Source organism: Hankyongella ginsenosidimutans (assembly GCF_005144965.1).
Lineage (GTDB): Bacteria > Pseudomonadota > Alphaproteobacteria > Sphingomonadales > Sphingomonadaceae > Hankyongella > Hankyongella ginsenosidimutans.
The window spans coordinates 1,472,788-1,487,363 of sequence record NZ_CP039704.1 but is presented as its reverse complement, the minus strand read 5'-3'; the positions used below and the strand labels follow the sequence as shown (position 1 = coordinate 1,487,363).

Sequence of the window (14,576 nt, the reverse complement as noted above, 5' to 3'; positions counted from 1 at the left end):
CACTCTGGGCTGGACGAAGAGTTGAGCGGCGCGTGGTTCTGTCCGAGTTCACCACGAGCGGTTTATTCAAAATGACCCACGACCGCAGCCCAAGCCGCTTGTCAGGCGGTGCGGTTTCTGGTAGCGGACCCGCTTTGTTTTGCGTGCTGGTCGGCACCAGCGCACACGAGGATTGGACCATGAAGCAGGGCATTCACCCGGACTATCACATCATCAACGTGCAGATGACGGACGGTACGGTGTACCAGTCGCGTTCGACCTGGGGCAACGAAGGCCAGACCATGCTGCTGGAAATCGATCCGCTGGCGCACCCGGCCTGGACCGGCAACACCGGCCGCCTGCTCGACAATGCCGGCCGCATCTCGCGCTTCAACAAGCGTTTCGGCGGCATCAGCCTCGGCAAGAAGTAAGCTGGCCGCTTACGGCGTCTTCCGGTCGTCCAGCCTGACGCCGAGGCGACCGGCGAGATCCTGAATGAACTGCCAGGCGACCCGGCCGGAGCGCGCGCCACGCGTGACGCTCCAGGCCAGCGCTTCTGCCTCCAGCGCCTGTGCATCGACCGCCAGCCCGAAACGGGCGGCGTACCCCGGACGATTGCCAGATAGGCCTCCTGTCCGAGGGCATGAAAGCCCAGCCACAGCCCGAATCGATCCGACAGCGCCAGCTTGTCGTCCGCCATGTCGCGCGGGTTGACCGCGTCGCGCTGGTCGTTCTCGATCAGCAGACGCGGCATCAGATGGCGCTGGTTCGAGGTCGCGTAGAACAGGCAATTGGCCGGACGGCCCTCGATACCGCCTTCCAGCACCGATTTCAGCGCCTTGTAGTGCGCCTCGCCCGCATCGAACGACAGGTCGTCGCAGAACAGCAGGAAACGGCGGGTCGACGCCTTCAGCAGGCGCAGCAGCGCCGGCAGGCTCGGCAGGTCGTCCCGGTGCAGCTCGACCAGCGCCAGCCCGCCGACCCGGGCATGCACCGCCTTGACCAGCGCGCTCTTGCCGGCGCCGCGCGCGCCCCAGAGCAGCGCATTGTTGGCCGGCAGCCCGGCAGCGAAGCGCCGGGTATTCTCCAGCAGCCGGTCACGCTGCGCGTCCAGCCCCACCAGCAGGTCGAGGTCGATCGCATCGACAGTCTCGACCGGCCGCAGCGCGCCTTGCTCCCAGATATAGCCGGGGAAGGCGGTGAGGTCCGCAGTCACCGGCGGCGGCGGGGCCAGCCGCTCGAGCGCGGCGGCGATGCGTTCCATGAGGGTCATGGGAATATCGGCGGTCATAGGGGCAGCAGCGCCGCTGCGACCGATCGCCCCTCGACCACCAGCACATTGTAGGTGCGCGCGGCCGCCCGGCTATCCATGAAGTCGACAGCGAAACCCTGCGCTGCCAGCGCCGCCAGCAGGTCGGCAGGCGGGCGGCGCATCGCCTGCCCCGTGCCCAGCAGCAGCACCTGAGCGCCGAGCAGCGGCGTGAAATCGCCCGGGTCGATCGACGCCAGGTCGGTTGCGGCCCAGGGATGCACGGCCTCCGGCGCGATGAGGATGCCGCCGGCGTGAACGCTGCCCGCCACCCGATAGCCCTCCGGCGCATAACCCTGAACCAGCAGGGCCTTGCGCGGCGCGACGGGCACGAATTCCACCGCCATCAGGCGCCGACCTTCTCCGCCTTCGAGCCGTCGTCCTTCTGGATGAAGCTGTCCGGCCCGACCTTCATCCATATCAGCATCGGTGCGGCGATGTAGATGGACGAGTAGGTGCCGATCAGCACGCCCAAGGTCATCGCAATGGTGAAGCCGCGGATCACCTCGCCGCCGAACAGAACCAGCGCCACCAGCGCCACCGTGACGGTCAGCGAGGTCATGATGGTGCGCGACAGCGTCTCGTTCACCGAGAGATCGAGCAGCGGGATGATGTCCATCTTGCGGTACTTGCGCAGATTCTCCCGGATGCGGTCGTAGGTGACGATAGTGTCGTTGAGCGAATAGCCGACGATGGTCAGGATCGCGGCGACGATGTTCAGGTTGAACTCGAGCCGGGTCAGGGCGAAGAAGCCCATGGTGATCGCGACGTCGTGGATGAGCGACAGCAACGCGCCCACGCCGAACTGCCACTCGAAGCGCAGCCAGATGTAGAGCGAGATCGCCAGCATCGCGAGACCGATCGACAGCGCGCCCGTGCGCACCAGCTCGCCCGAGACCTTGCCGCCGACGGTCTCGACCCGGCGGACGGTCACCTTGCCCTTGCCGAATTCAGCATGCAGCGCATCCTCGACCGTATGCACCGCCTTCTGCTGCCCGGCCTCGCCGCCCGACTGCTGCGGCAGGCGGATCGCCACCTCGTTCGGGCCACCGAACTGCTGCAGCGACACCTCGCCGACCTTCAGCGTGTTGAGGTTCGCACGCAGCTTATCGAGGTTCGGCGACTGGCTGAAGCCGACCTCCATGACGATGCCGCCGGTGAAATCGATGCCGAAGTTGAGGCCGCGGATCGCGACCAGGGCAATCGAGGCCAGCACCAGCAACACCGAAACCGCAGTCGCGACGTAGCGCAGCTTCTGGAACTGGAAGTTGGTGTTCTCGGGGACGAGCTTGAGCAGGGGCATGGGGCGTTCCCGTTAAATGATCAGTTTTGCGGACGCGCACGCCGCATCCACAGCACGGTCATCCAGCGGCAGACCGTGACGCCGGTGTACACCGAAGTGACGATGCCGATGGTCAGCACCACCGCGAAGCCCTTGATCGGACCTGAGCCGAACCAGAACATCAGCGCCGCGGCGATGACGTTGGTGATGTTGGCATCCCAGATCGCGCGGCTGGCCTCGCGATAGCCGGTCTCGACGGCGCTGACCACCGAGCGGCCGGCACGCAGCTCCTCGCGGATGCGCTCGAAAATCAGCACGTTGGCGTCGACCGCCGCTCCCATGGTCAGCACCAGGCCGGCGATGCCGGGCAGGGTGAGGGTGGCGCCGGTCACGGTCAGGATCGCCAGCAGCATCGCCAGGTTGAAGATCAGCGCGATCACCGAATAGATGCCGAAGCGGCCGTAGGTGACAATCATCAGCAGTACCACCAGCCCCGTGCCGATGATCGAGGCGATCTGCCCGGCGCGGATCGAATCGGCACCGAGATCGGGGCCGACCGTGCGCTCCTCGAGGATGTTGAGCTTGGCGGGCAGCGCGCCCGAGCGCAGCAGGATCGCCAGATTATTGGCGGACTCAACCGTGAACGAGCCGGAAATGATGCCGGAGCCGCCAAGGATCGGCTCGTTGATGTTCGGCGCCGAAACCACCTCGTCGTCGAGTACGATGGCGAACGGCTTGCCGGTGTAGGCGCGCGTCAGGTCCGCGAAGCGACGGGCACCGGCGGAGTCGAAACGGAACGAGACGACCGGCTGGCCATCCTGGAAGCTTGGCTGCGCATCGACCAGCGCTTCGCCCGTGAGTTCCGTGCGGCGCTTGACCGCGATCTTCCGGGGCGGCGCATCGGGATTGGTGTCGTCGACGAACGGCAGGATCTGGGAACCGGGCGGAGCGCGATCGCGCTCCAGATCTTCCGGGCTCGCTTCCGTGTCCACGAGCTTGAATTCGAGCTTGGCGGTCTTGCCGAGCAGTTCCTTGAGTTGCCGGGGTTTTGCAGGCCCGGCACCTGAATGACGATACGATCGGTGCCCTGGCGGATGATGGTCGGTTCGCGGGTGCCAAGCTCGTCGATACGGCGGCGCACGGTCTCGATCGACTGCTGCACCGCCTGATCGATGCGCTGGCGGATACCGGCATCGGTGACGCTGACGACAATGCGCGCACCGTCGACCACCGAGACGTCGAGCGTATAGACCCCCGTGCCGGCGATCGGCACCGCCAGCCGGCGCAGCGCCTCGACAGCGGCATCGACATCCTGCTGGTTGCGCATCAATACGCTGACGCTGCGCTCCTCGACCTGGGTATCGCCGTAACCGAAGCCGCTGCCTTTCTTGTCGCGCAGGTCGCGCAGGGTCGCGCGCAGGTCGCGCTCGACCGCCTCGACCTGCTGCCTGATCACGGACGTCCGGTCGACTTCCAGCAGCAGGTGCGAGCCGCCACGCAGGTCAAGGCCGAGGTTCAACTGCGCCTTCGGTGCCCAGGACGGCAGAGACGCCGCTTGCTGCTCGCTGAGCAGGTTGGGCGCCGCGAACGCGACGCTCAGCACCAGCGAGAGGACGATCAACAGGCTTTTCCAGGGCGGAAAATCGAGCATTGGGAATTCCCAGGTAGCGACCGGCGCGCAGGCGCGGCGTTATTTCTTGTCGGTATCGTTGGCTGGCGTGTCGCTCTTGGTGCGGATGTCGGCCAAGGTCGACTTGACCGCGCGCACGCGAACGTTCTCGGCAAGTTCGACCTGCACCTCGTCGTCCTGCACGCGGGTGACCTTGCCGATCAGGCCGCCGGCGGTGACGACGGTGTCGCCGCGCTTGACGCTGGAGATCATTTCGCGGTGCGCCTTCATGCGCTTCTGCTGCGGGCGGATGAGCAGAAAATAGAAGATCGCGAAGATCGCAATGAACGGGACAATCTGAAACAGCGGCGACGGCGCGGCGCCGGGGCAGCAGTCTGGGCGTAAGCGGTCGAGATCAGCATGCGGGTTTCATTTCCATAGGGACGTCGATCTGGCGCGCGACTATACAGCCGCACGCCAGTTTCGCAATGACACGCGGGCGGCAAGGCAAAATGGGCGTCAGAGGGCCTGTAAGCCGGGTTCTGTGGTCGCGGGTTGCCCCGCGCCGATGACCATTCCTCTAGGACGCGCGTTGCCGCGCGCCTCAAGCAACCAACCCGGGCGACGACGGCGGGTCCAGCCGCCGGACCGGCAAGCCGGCCCGTGTCGCCCCTATTCGGTTTTGCTCCCGGTGGGGTTTGCCATGCCCCGAACCGTTACCGGCCGGGCGGTGCGCTCTTACCGCACCCTTTCACCCTTACCGCCGAGCGGCGGCGGTCTGCTCTCTGTGGCACTGTCCCTGGGGTCGCCCCGCCGGGCGTTACCCGGCACCGTGGACCCGTGGAGCCCGGACTTTCCTCTCCCCGTCGCCGGGGCAGCGGCCATCCGGCCTTCTGACGCAGCACCACTCTATTCCGGCGCGCGCGACTTGCCAAGCGCGGCCCGACACGCCACGGTGCCCGCGCCCCTCATCAACAGGACTGTCAATGCCCGCCTCGATTCGCCGTTCCGCCGCCCGCCTCTCCTGCCTTGCCGCGCTGGCCCTGCTGGCCGGGTGCGGCCTGTTCGGCGGCAAGGGCAAGCCGACGCCCGAGGTCGCAACACCGAAGGTGGAGATGAAGCAGGTCGAAAAGCAGGTCGGCGGCGGCGTGCGTCCCGACACGGAAAACCGGGCCTATTCGTCCGAGGCGATCACGCCGCAGTAAGCTTCAGCAGGCTGCTGAAAAGTGGAAAAATACAGACTCATCTCGTCATTCCGGCCCCTAGAGCTTGATGACTTTATATTGATCCATCCGTCATCGCGAGGAGCCGCAGGCGACGCGGCGATCCATGGAAATACTGGTGTTCCTGGATTGCTTCGGCAGCTTTGCCGCCTCGCAATGACGATTCCAGCAAATGTCATCATGCTCTAACGGGGTGACGACTGTGAGTATACAGTGCGGGAAATCACTTTTTCAGCAACCTGTTAGGACTGCCCCCAGATCATCGCCCTCAAATCATTGCCATGCCGCCGTTGATGTGGAGCGTCTGGCCGGTCATGTAGCCGGTCTCGCGCGCGGCGGCGAAGGCGACGGCGGACGCGACGTCGTCCCCGTCCCCAGCGCGCCGACCGGGATGCGCTCCAGCAGCCGCGCCTTCTGGTCGTCGCTCAGCGCATCCGTCATCGGCGAGGCGATGAACCCGGGGCGACACAGTTGACCGTGATGCCGCGGCTGGCGACTTCCTGCGCCAGCGCCTTGGACATGCCGATCAGCCCGGCCTTGGCCGCCGCATAATTGGCCTGGCCCGGATTGCCGGTGACACCAACCACCGAGGTGATGGTGACGATGCGGCCGAACCGCGCCTTCATCATCGGCTTGAGCGCCGCCCGGCACAGGCGAAACGCCGCTTCCAGGTTGATGCTGAGCACCGCCTGCCAGTCTTCGTCCTTCATGCGCATGGCGAGCTGATCGCGGGTGATGCCGGCGTTGTTGACCAGAATGTCCAGCTTGCCGAGGCTTTCCACCGCCTGCGGGACCAGCGCGTCGACCGCCGCCGGGTCGCCGAGATTGCAGGGTAGCACGACCGACCCCGGCAGGTCCGCACTCAGCGCCGCGAGCGCCTCGGCCCGGGTGCCGGACAGGGCGACGCGCGCGCCCTGGGCGTGAAGCGTGCGCGCGATCGCGCCGCCGATGCCGCCGGTCGCGCCGGTCACCAGGGCAGTCATGCCCTCGAGGGAGAACAGGGTCATGGTCGATCCTTCAGGCTGGAAAGCTGTCAACAGGTTTTGGCGAACGCTTCGAGGTCGGCGATCGATTCGAGGTTCACGGTCTCGATGTCCGGGGCGATGCGCTTGACCAGGCCGGTCAGCACCTTGCCCGCGCCGCACTCGACGATGCGGGTGACGCCGAGCTGCGCCAGCGTCTCCACGCTCGCGCCAGCGGACCATGCCGGTCACCTGCTCGACCAGCAGCACGCGGATCGCCTCCGGGTCCTGCGTCGGCGCAGCCGTGACGTTGCAGACCAGCGGCAGTCTGGGTGCCGCCGGGGCATGCGCCGCCAGCGCCTCGGCCATGCGATCGGCGGCGGGCTGCATCAGCGCACAGTGGAACGGTGCCGAGACCGGCAGCAGCAGCGCGCGCTTGCCGCCGCGCGCCTTGGCCAGTTCGATTGCGTGCTCGATCGCGGCCTTGCGGCCGGAGATCACCACCTGGCCCGGCGCATTGTCGTTGGCGGGCGCACAGACGCCAAGCGCCGAAGCCTCTGCCGCGACCGCCTTCACAGCCTCCATGTCCAGGCCGAGCAGCGCCGCCATGGCACCCTCGCCGACCGGGACGGCGGCCTGCATGGCCTGGCCGCGCAGCTTCAGCAGCCGGGCCGTGGTCGCCAGATCGAACCCGCCGGCGGCGCACAGCGCAGAATATTCGCCAAGGCTATGCCCGGCGACAGAATGGCCGATTGTCTCCAGCGCCAATCCGAACTCGACCTCAAGGGCGCGCACGACGGCAAGGGATGCGGCCATGATCGCGGGCTGGGCGTTTTCCGTGAGCGTCAGCGTCTCCGCCGGCCTTCGGCCATCAGTGCGGAAAGCTTCTGGCCGAGGGCCTCGTCGACCTCGGCGAGCACGTCGCGTGCGGTGCGGCTGGCCGCAGCAAGCGCTGCCCCATGCCGACCGTCTGGCTGCCCTGGCCCGGAAAAACAAAAGCAGTGCGCATGTATGACCTCGCATGATGCCGAACGCCGAGGTCTATTCGGCGATTCGCAGCGGCGCAAGTTGCTCCGCATGCCCGCGATCATGACCGGCACGACGGGCACCGTTCATCGCGGGTCAAGTTTTGTTGGGGCATGTCAGGCGATTGCGGGCTTGGCCGCCCCGGCGCCGCACGCTACATGGGCATTCAGTCTTGCAAAATGCCACACCGTTCGCGATACTGCGGCGGGACAAGATTGCGCGGGCGGGGTTCAGGAATCGGCGCACGACGTCACCGAGCGGCGCGCGCCTGTTTTGAGATTATCGGGAGAAGAACATCGTGAAGGCATACAAATCACTTATGACCGCCCTGCTGCTGGGCGCGGCCGCACCGGCCGGGATCGCCCTGACCGCAACGGCGGCGCACGCCCAGGCGCTGCCGCCTGCGGTCGGCAAGCCGCTGCAGGCCGCCGTGGACGCCGCCAAGAAGCGCAACCTGGCGCTCGCGGAAAGCAAGATCGCGGAAGCGCGCGGCAAGGCCAGCGACGCCAACCAGAAGAAGAAGGTCGCCGAGACGGCGGCCTACGTCTACACATCGCTCGGCCAGTGGGCGAAGGCGGCGACCGAGCTGCAGGCGGCCGGTGGCTCGCCGGCGCAACTGGCGCCGCTCTACTACCGCGCCGGCCAGTACGGCAACGCCATCGCCGCCGCGCAGCGCGCGCCCGGCAACACCCAGATGCAGGAGATCATCGCCCAGTCCTACTACCAGCAGGGCAAGCTGGCGGACGCCGGCAAGATGTACGAAAAGATGCTGAAGTCGGGCAAGGTCGACAAGGGCTGGCTGGTGAACCTGTCCGGCATCCAGTACAAGATGGGCGACAAGAAGGGCTATCTGGAGACCGTCGAGCGCCTGATCCGCCTCGATCCGTCCAAGGCCAACTGGCAGCGCCTGCTGACCGAACTGAAGAAGGCCGGCCTGCCGCCAGCGCCACAACTGGCGCTGATGATGCTGATGAACGAGACCGGGACGCTCGGCGAAGACGATTACCAGACGTTCGCCAAACTCTCGATCCTCGGCGGTCAGCCGGGCCTTGCTGCCAATGCGCTGCAGAAGGCCAGGGACGCCGGCAAGCTCGCCGACGACGACATGAGCCGCAAGCTCCTGGAAGCAGCGACCGCCCGCGCCAACGCATCTGCTGCGGAAGCGGCCAAGCTGCTCGCAAGTGCTGCGCCCGCAGACCAGCTGAAGGCTGGCAAGCTGCTGCTCGGCAACGGTGATTTCGCACGCGCCATCCCCGCGCTCAGCAAGGCAGCCGCAGGCGGCGACGCCGAAGCGCTGACCCAGCTCGGCATCGCGCAGATCCGCGCCGGCCAGCGTCCGCAGGGCACGGCAACACTGAAGAAAGTCGCGGCTGGCGATACGCCGTTCGCCGGTGTCGCCTCGCTGTGGGCGCTCTACGGTTCGGTCGGTGCCTGACGCTTGCAAACCCGCGCGTTTTGAGTCATAGAGCGCGCTTCCGGCGGCGGGCCCAAAAGCCTGCCGCTGGTTTTTGTAGCCAGCCGGAGTACGGACCTCAACAGGTGCCCGTTCGATCGGCATAGAGGAGAGTCATTCATGCCGTTGTACGAGCATGTTTTTCTGGCGCGCCAGGATCTGGGCACGTCGCAGGTCGACGCCATCGCCGCACAGTTCAGCCAGATCGTCGAAGAGCAGGGCGGCAAGGTCACCAAGACCGAATACTGGGGTCTGCGCACGCTGACCTACCGCATCCGCAAGAACCGCAAGGCGCATTATGTGCTGCTGAACGTCGACGCGCCTGCCGCGGCCGTTCAGGAAGTGGAGCGCAATGCGAACCTGAGCGAAGACATCATCCGCTTCCTCACCGTGCGCGTCGAGGCCCTTGACGCCGAACCCTCGGCGATGATGCGCCGGGACCGCGAGCGCGCCGAGCGCAGCGACCGCCCGGAGCGCGGCTTCGATCGCCCCGGCGGCGATCGTGGTGATCGCCCGGCGCGCCCGGAGCGCGCTGGCGGCGAACGCCGGCCCCGTTTCTAACTCTCGCGCAAGGACCATTCGACCATGGCACGTCCTTTTCCGCCGGCGCAAGAGCTGCCCGTTCTCGGGCCCGAATGCGCCGATCATCGACTACAAGGATATCCGCCTGCTCTCCGGCTTCGTGTCGGAACGCGGCAAGATCGTCCCGGCCCGCATCACGGCGGTCTCGAACAAGAAGCAGCGCGAACTGGCGCAGGCCATCAAGCGCGCCCGTCACCTGGGGCTGCTGCCCTACCTCGTGCGCTAACGGAGGCGACCCATGCAAGTAATCCTGCTGGAACGTATCGAACGCCTCGGCACCATTGGCGACGAAGTCACGGTGAAGACCGGCTTTGCACGCAACTATCTGCTGCCGCAGAAGAAGGCGCTGCGCGCCAATGAGGCGAACCGCAAGCTGTTCGTTGCCCAACGCGCGCAGATCGAGGCCGACAACGCCAAGCGCCGCACCGCCGCCGAACAGGACGCCAAGGCGCTGGAGGGCAAGACCGTGGTGCTGATCCGCCAGGCCTCCGAGCTTGGCCAGCTCTACGGCTCGGTGTCGTCCCGCGACGTCGCCGACGCGCTGAGCGAGGGCGCCGTCAAGGTGAGCAAGACCCAGGTCGTGCTCGACAAGCCGATCAAGACGCTGGGCCTGCACAAGGTGCGCCTGGTGCTGCACCCGGAAGTCACCCTGGTCATCGAAGCCAACGTCGCCCGCTCGGCCGAGGAAGCCGAACTGCAGGCGAAGGGCGTGACGCTTGCCGACATGCAGGCGGCCGAAGACGCCGAAGCCCAGGCGGAGGCGCAAGCCCAGGCCGAAGCAGACGCCGGCCCGGCTGAAGACGCCACCGAAGACGCCGCCGCCTGAGCCTTTCAAGCGCCGCAAGACAGACGCCGCTCCGCTCCGGGGCGGCGTTTGCTTTGGGGCGGACAAACCATATCCGTGATCCCCGCTATCCACAGACCTCAATTCTGATGCTTCCTGTTGGGTCACTGCCCTTCTTGAGGCAGAAGGGTTGAATCATGGCCACACGCTCCCTCCTGCCGTCCGCCGATACCCAGTCCCCGCTCACCCTGCCGGCCAACGTCGAGGCGGAGCAGGCGCTGCTCGGCGCGCTGTTGATCGACAACCGGTTGGTCGAGGACGTGCAGCTGCTGCTCAGGCCCGCGCACTTCTCCGAGGACGTGCACGGCCGCATCTACGAGGCGATCCTGCACACGGTCGACCGCAACCTGGTCGCCAACCCGATCACCCTGAAGCCCAAGTTCCAGGCCGACGCGGCCCTCGCCCCGCTGGGGGCGTCGGCTATCTGGCGACGCTCAGCGCCAACTCGGCAGCGCTGATCGGCGCACGCGACTTCGCCCGCCAGATTTACGATCTGGCGGTGCTGCGCGAGCTGATCCGCGTCGGACGCACCATGGTCGAACAGGCGGTGGACACCAGCCACGACCTCTCGCCCGAGGCGCAGGTGCAGGACGCGGAGCTTGCGCTCTACAAGGTCGCAGAGCAGGGCCAGGTCGGTGGCGGTGCCGTCACCTTCGGCGATGCCCTTGGCAGGGCGGTCGAGTCGATCGACCGCGCGCGGCGCTCGGGCGGCGGCCTGTCCGGCGTCACAACCGGGCTGGATGCACTCAACACCGCGATCGGCGGCCTGCACAAGTCCGACCTCGTCATCCTCGCCGGACGCCCCGGCATGGGCAAGACCGCGCTTGCCACCAACATCGCCTTTGCGGCGGCCAGGCGCGCCCTGATCGACCAGCGCAACCATGTCGAGGAGCAGCAGCGCATCGGTGCCGGCGTCGCCTTCTTCAGCCTGGAAATGTCCGCCGACCAGCTTGCCGGCCGCGTGCTGGCCGAGCAGAGCCAGATTTCTGGCGAGGACCTGCGCAAGGGCAAGATCGACGCCCGCCAGTTCGACCGCCTGGTCGATGCCTCCCGCGAGATCGAGGAAATCCCGCTCTACATCGACGACACGCCCGGCCTCACCATCGCCGCACTGCGCACCCGCGCGCGCCGGCTGAAGCGCCAGCGCCAGATCGGCCTGATCGTCGTCGACTATCTGCAGCTGCTGCAGGGTTCAGGCCGCGCCGGCGAGGCAAACCGGGTGCAGGAACTCTCCGAGATCACCCGTGGCCTGAAGACGCTTGCCAAGGAGCTGAACGTGCCGGTGCTCGCCTTGTCGCAGCTCAGCCGCGCCGTCGAACAGCGCGAGGACAAGCGCCCGCAACTGGCCGACCTGCGCGAGTCCGGCTCGATCGAGCAGGACGCCGACATCGTGCTGTTCGTCTACCGCGAGGAATATTACCACGGCCAGAAGAAGCCCGAGGAAGGCTCCGAGAAGTTCATCAAGTGGATGGAAAAGGGCGAGCGGGTGCGCGGCCGCGCGGAAGTGCTGGTCGCCAAGCAGCGCCACGGTGCGACCGGCACGGTCGAGGTGCGCTTCATCAAGGAGTACACCAAGTTCGCCGACCTGACCGACGAGGACCGCCTGCCCGAGCGCTATGGGGGCTAGAGTTTGATGACATTGGATGGGATCGCCATTCCGATCTTCACGGAGCAGGCTGTAAAATCCGCTCGTGGTGAGCCTGGACGAACCACGAGCCGCTCAGCCCTTCGTCCAGCTCAGGGTGAGCGGCGCGTGTGCAACCGCGCGATGGCGTGTGGGTCAACCTAAAGTCATCAGGGGCTAGCCCTCTATTTTGAACCCCGGTCTTTCTTCTTCAGGGGAACGGTCATTGCGAGCCGCAAAGCGCCGAAGCGATCCAGGAACACCTGTGATTTCATGGATCGCCACGCGCTGGCGGCGCTCGCGATGACGCCAGGCCCAGCGAACGTCATCGCGGAGAGCTGCCTTAACCACAAGCCTGCACAGTCCGTTAGCGACGCTCGGCTAGGCTGGTGCGATGTTCGGCCTGTGGAAACGCAAATTCTGGGGTGCCCCTGGACGAGACGATGATCGCCGTGCGCGCCGGTGCGGTGGTGATCGCGCGGCCGCTGATGGTGGCCTGGGACCAGGGGCTGTGCGACGCGCCAACGCCGGGCGACAGCTTCGATCTGGCGGACGGCGACCGGGTGAGCGTCATCAGCTGGTCCGGCGTGGCGGTCGCGCTCTACAATCACCGCACGCAAAGCCAGTGGCGCTACGCGGTGCCCGACATGCTGCCGCGCACCTGGCTGCTGGCGTTCGTGACCGGTGTGACCTGGGGCCTGTTCCAGCACTGGCTGCTGTTTCCCGGGCTGTGGCTGGTGCTGGGGCCGGGTGGCAGGTCTCCCGCAAGGGGCCGGTGGCGCGCAGGCTGGACCGCCTGATCGACACGGCGCTCGACCGGCTGGAGGCACCGCCGCCCGTGGCGGCCTTCGCCCGGCCCGCAGCGCTGGCGGACCCCGTTGCGCCCAGCTTCGGCCAGCCCCGGCGCAGCTTCGGACGCCGGGTGGCTTCCTCCTGAGCCTTGCGCGCTTGGGCGCAGCGTCAGCTCACGAGTCCTCGCTGGCTGGTGTGTAGGCCTGCATGGCGACCAGGCGGTCGCGCATCTCGGCGTCGCTGACGTCCTCAACCTTCGCGGCCAGGTTCCAGCGGTAACCATAGGGGCACATGATGCGCGCCATGCGGTCGCCCCAGAACTGGTTTTCCGGCGGGCTCAAAGACATGGCACCTTCACGCATCGCCATGTCATAGGCGGCGTCGCAATCTTCGACCCGCACTATGAACGCAACCGGCGTGCCGCCCAGAGCCTCGGGCGAGACAAAGCCCATCTGGGGAAATTCATCCGCCAGCATGATCTGCGTGTTGCCGACCTTGAGGGCAGCATGGCCGACCGTGCCGTCCGACATCATCAGCGGCTCGGTGGTGACGACGGCGCCGAACACGCGGGTGCAGAAATCGATAGCGCCCAGGGCGTCCTTCACGGTCAGATAGGCGGTTACAGTCTGCTGCTCGGTCATCGCGTGGTCTCCCCATGTTACGCGTGGGCGACAGGCAGCAGTCTACTGCACTTGGGCCGAACATAACAGCCAAGAGCAGCGAGCGAGAGATGGTCATGCGCCGCTCAATCGCAGGACGTGGACGGTCTGCGCCCTTCGGCGTTGTGGCCGGCTCCGGAGCGACGGAGCTTGTATAAGAGCGCTGAAAGCGTAAGGTTGCAGGTGCGCCCGGCGCAGTCCTAGACTTTGCCGTTTTTGATTGGATCACTTTTGGTGAGGCAATCAAAATGAACAAGAAGGGTCTACACGAAGAGTGAGAGCCTTTCTTATCGCTTTCGCTTGAGGCACTTAAACACAAGTGCCTCAAGCTCAGTCGGAAAGGCTCTGGGGTGGTGGAGGGGCAGCGGATACTTGGCATTTTCTTATCCCACCGTCCGCCTTTCAGACGGACACCTCCCTTGAAGGGGAGGATTTTGCATCCGCGCACAGGTCTCCTGGAACGAGGGTGAGCGGCAATATTTCTGAATGATCCACTCCCAGGAATTAACCATGATTGTCGGCGCGCGGGCGAAGGCGTAATATGCCGATCCGGGTGCTGGAGGAATATTTCTCATGTCCTGTTCCTGTCTGTAACCAGATGGCTTCCGCCACCGAAGCGCCCTTGTGTAAACAGTTCTGTTTACCAACAGAGGAGACAGCTATGATCACCATGACAACGCGTCGTATCGTTCTCGGCGCTCTTGCGACCCTGGCCTTCAGTGCGCCGCTGGTTGCCACGCCGGCTTTCGCGAAGGATGAAGTGTTCGTCGACGCCAAGGGTGTCGCGATCCACGGTCAGGACCCGGTATCCTACTTCGGCGGCAAGGGCGTGCCCGGCAAGGCGCAGTTCGCCTCGAAGTATCAAGGTGCGACCTATTACTTCGCCGACGCTGCCAACAAGGCGAAGTTCGACGCCAAGCCGGTGGCCTACGCCCCGCAGTATGGCGGTTTCTGCGCCTATGGCGCCTCGGTTGAGCGCAAGTTCCGCACGGACCCCTCGACCGGCACGGTGGTGAACGGCAAGCTCTACTTCAACAAGGATCCGGACATCGCCAAGACCTGGAGCAAGGATATCCCGGGCAACATCAAGAAGGCCGATGCGAACTGGCCGCAAGTGAAGACCCGTTCGATCGACGGCTGAAGCCCCGTCGCGTGAATTTGGCCCCTCCGTTTGCCCCTGCGGCAGACGGAGGGGTTTTCATATGTGGCCCGGATGATGCGGCCTCGCGCTT

General features: G+C 66.1%; 12 protein-coding genes, 1 other RNA gene and 6 pseudogenes. 10 read left to right on the top strand and 9 right to left on the bottom strand.

Going from position 1 to position 14,576, the window contains the following annotated elements:
* The first annotated feature begins 179 nt into the window (after positions 1 to 179).
* On the top strand, positions 180 to 410 hold the full coding sequence (gene rpmE / locus E6W36_RS08670; RefSeq protein ID WP_222872327.1) for a 50S ribosomal protein L31: 231 nt from the start codon (positions 180 to 182) through the stop codon (positions 408 to 410).
* Positions 411 to 419: 9 nt separating this feature from the next.
* On the opposite strand, the pseudogene E6W36_RS08665 reads toward rpmE, so the two are convergent.
* The 6 genes and pseudogenes from E6W36_RS08665 to rnpB all read right to left on the bottom strand — a co-directional run bounded on the left by E6W36_RS08665 (position 420) and on the right by rnpB (position 5,076).
* A pseudogene (locus E6W36_RS08665) lies at positions 420 to 1,270 on the bottom strand (ATP-binding protein).
* Positions 1,267 to 1,635 carry an Mth938-like domain-containing protein gene (locus tag E6W36_RS08660; protein ID WP_222872326.1) on the bottom strand — a complete coding sequence of 123 codons (369 nt, stop codon included), beginning with the start codon at positions 1,633 to 1,635 and terminating at the stop codon, positions 1,267 to 1,269. The pseudogene E6W36_RS08665 and the gene E6W36_RS08660 overlap by 4 nt, the downstream one beginning before the upstream one ends.
* Positions 1,635 to 2,591, bottom strand: coding sequence for a protein translocase subunit SecF (gene secF, locus E6W36_RS08655; RefSeq protein WP_222872325.1), 957 nt, complete (start codon positions 2,589 to 2,591; stop codon positions 1,635 to 1,637). The genes E6W36_RS08660 and secF overlap by 1 nt, the downstream gene beginning before the upstream one ends.
* A gap of 20 nt (positions 2,592 to 2,611) precedes the next feature.
* Positions 2,612 to 4,221: pseudogene (gene secD, locus E6W36_RS08650) on the bottom strand (protein translocase subunit SecD).
* A 39-nt stretch (positions 4,222 to 4,260) separates the two neighbouring features.
* A complete protein-coding gene (yajC, locus tag E6W36_RS08645) occupies positions 4,261 to 4,491 on the bottom strand; it encodes a preprotein translocase subunit YajC (RefSeq protein ID WP_342776863.1) in 231 nt (76 codons plus the stop codon).
* Between the two features lie 203 nt (positions 4,492 to 4,694).
* An RNA gene (rnpB, locus tag E6W36_RS08640) (RNase P RNA component class A) lies at positions 4,695 to 5,076 on the bottom strand.
* Between the two features lie 89 nt (positions 5,077 to 5,165).
* On the opposite strand from rnpB, the gene E6W36_RS08635 reads away from it, so the two are divergent.
* Entirely contained in the window at positions 5,166 to 5,384 is a 219-nt protein-coding gene (locus E6W36_RS08635) for a hypothetical protein (RefSeq protein WP_222872324.1), read from the top strand.
* A 286-nt stretch (positions 5,385 to 5,670) separates the two neighbouring features.
* On the opposite strand, the pseudogene fabG reads toward E6W36_RS08635, so the two are convergent.
* A pseudogene (gene fabG, locus E6W36_RS08630) lies at positions 5,671 to 6,403 on the bottom strand (3-oxoacyl-[acyl-carrier-protein] reductase).
* A gap of 32 nt (positions 6,404 to 6,435) precedes the next feature.
* Positions 6,436 to 7,373, bottom strand: a pseudogene (gene fabD, locus E6W36_RS08625) (ACP S-malonyltransferase).
* A 336-nt stretch (positions 7,374 to 7,709) separates the two neighbouring features.
* On the opposite strand from fabD, the gene E6W36_RS08620 reads away from it, so the two are divergent.
* The 7 genes and pseudogenes from E6W36_RS08620 (at position 7,710) to E6W36_RS08590 (ending at position 12,830) form a co-directional block, all read left to right on the top strand.
* A complete protein-coding gene (locus E6W36_RS08620; protein WP_222872323.1) occupies positions 7,710 to 8,825 on the top strand; it encodes a tetratricopeptide repeat protein in 1,116 nt (371 codons plus the stop codon).
* Between the two features lie 138 nt (positions 8,826 to 8,963).
* Positions 8,964 to 9,404, top strand: coding sequence for a 30S ribosomal protein S6 (gene rpsF, locus E6W36_RS08615; protein ID WP_222872322.1), 441 nt, complete (start codon positions 8,964 to 8,966; stop codon positions 9,402 to 9,404).
* A gap of 24 nt (positions 9,405 to 9,428) precedes the next feature.
* A pseudogene (gene rpsR, locus E6W36_RS08610) lies at positions 9,429 to 9,651 on the top strand (30S ribosomal protein S18).
* A gap of 12 nt (positions 9,652 to 9,663) precedes the next feature.
* A complete protein-coding gene (rplI, locus tag E6W36_RS08605) occupies positions 9,664 to 10,251 on the top strand; it encodes a 50S ribosomal protein L9 (RefSeq protein ID WP_222872321.1) in 588 nt (195 codons plus the stop codon).
* Between the two features lie 155 nt (positions 10,252 to 10,406).
* Positions 10,407 to 11,896 (top strand): annotated as a pseudogene (locus E6W36_RS08600) (replicative DNA helicase).
* Positions 11,897 to 12,318: 422 nt separating this feature from the next.
* Positions 12,319 to 12,693, top strand: coding sequence for a hypothetical protein (locus E6W36_RS08595; RefSeq protein WP_222872320.1), 375 nt, complete (start codon positions 12,319 to 12,321; stop codon positions 12,691 to 12,693).
* Positions 12,669 to 12,830, top strand: a complete 162-nt coding sequence (locus tag E6W36_RS08590) for a hypothetical protein (RefSeq protein WP_222872319.1) — start codon at positions 12,669 to 12,671, stop codon at positions 12,828 to 12,830. Before E6W36_RS08595 ends, E6W36_RS08590 begins: the two co-directional genes overlap by 25 nt.
* Positions 12,831 to 12,858: 28 nt before the next feature.
* Here the strand turns inward: E6W36_RS08590 and E6W36_RS08585 are convergent, their stop codons facing one another.
* Positions 12,859 to 13,326, bottom strand: coding sequence for a VOC family protein (locus tag E6W36_RS08585; RefSeq protein WP_222872318.1), 468 nt, complete (start codon positions 13,324 to 13,326; stop codon positions 12,859 to 12,861).
* 679 nt (positions 13,327 to 14,005) lie between these two features.
* Between E6W36_RS08585 and E6W36_RS08580 the strand changes: the two genes are divergently transcribed.
* Positions 14,006 to 14,485: a YHS domain-containing (seleno)protein gene (locus tag E6W36_RS08580; RefSeq protein WP_222872317.1), complete on the top strand. Its 480-nt coding sequence runs from the start codon at positions 14,006 to 14,008 to the stop codon at positions 14,483 to 14,485.
* Positions 14,486 to 14,576: the final 91 nt, after the last annotated feature.

Excerpts from the sequence above, each read along its gene's own strand:
- rpmE (WP_222872327.1), top strand. The coding sequence starts at position 180 with ATGAAGCAGGGCATTCACCCGGACTATCACATCATCAACGTGCAGATG.
- E6W36_RS08660 (WP_222872326.1), bottom strand. The coding sequence starts at position 1,635 with ATGGCGGTGGAATTCGTGCCCGTCGCGCCGCGCAAGGCCCTGCTGGTT.
- secF (WP_222872325.1), bottom strand. The coding sequence starts at position 2,591 with ATGCCCCTGCTCAAGCTCGTCCCCGAGAACACCAACTTCCAGTTCCAG.
- E6W36_RS08635 (WP_222872324.1), top strand. The coding sequence starts at position 5,166 with ATGCCCGCCTCGATTCGCCGTTCCGCCGCCCGCCTCTCCTGCCTTGCC.
- E6W36_RS08620 (WP_222872323.1), top strand. The coding sequence starts at position 7,710 with ATGACCGCCCTGCTGCTGGGCGCGGCCGCACCGGCCGGGATCGCCCTG.
- rpsF (WP_222872322.1), top strand. The coding sequence starts at position 8,964 with ATGCCGTTGTACGAGCATGTTTTTCTGGCGCGCCAGGATCTGGGCACG.
- rplI (WP_222872321.1), top strand. The coding sequence starts at position 9,664 with ATGCAAGTAATCCTGCTGGAACGTATCGAACGCCTCGGCACCATTGGC.
- E6W36_RS08585 (WP_222872318.1), bottom strand. The coding sequence starts at position 13,326 with ATGACCGAGCAGCAGACTGTAACCGCCTATCTGACCGTGAAGGACGCC.
- E6W36_RS08580 (WP_222872317.1), top strand. The coding sequence starts at position 14,006 with ATGATCACCATGACAACGCGTCGTATCGTTCTCGGCGCTCTTGCGACC.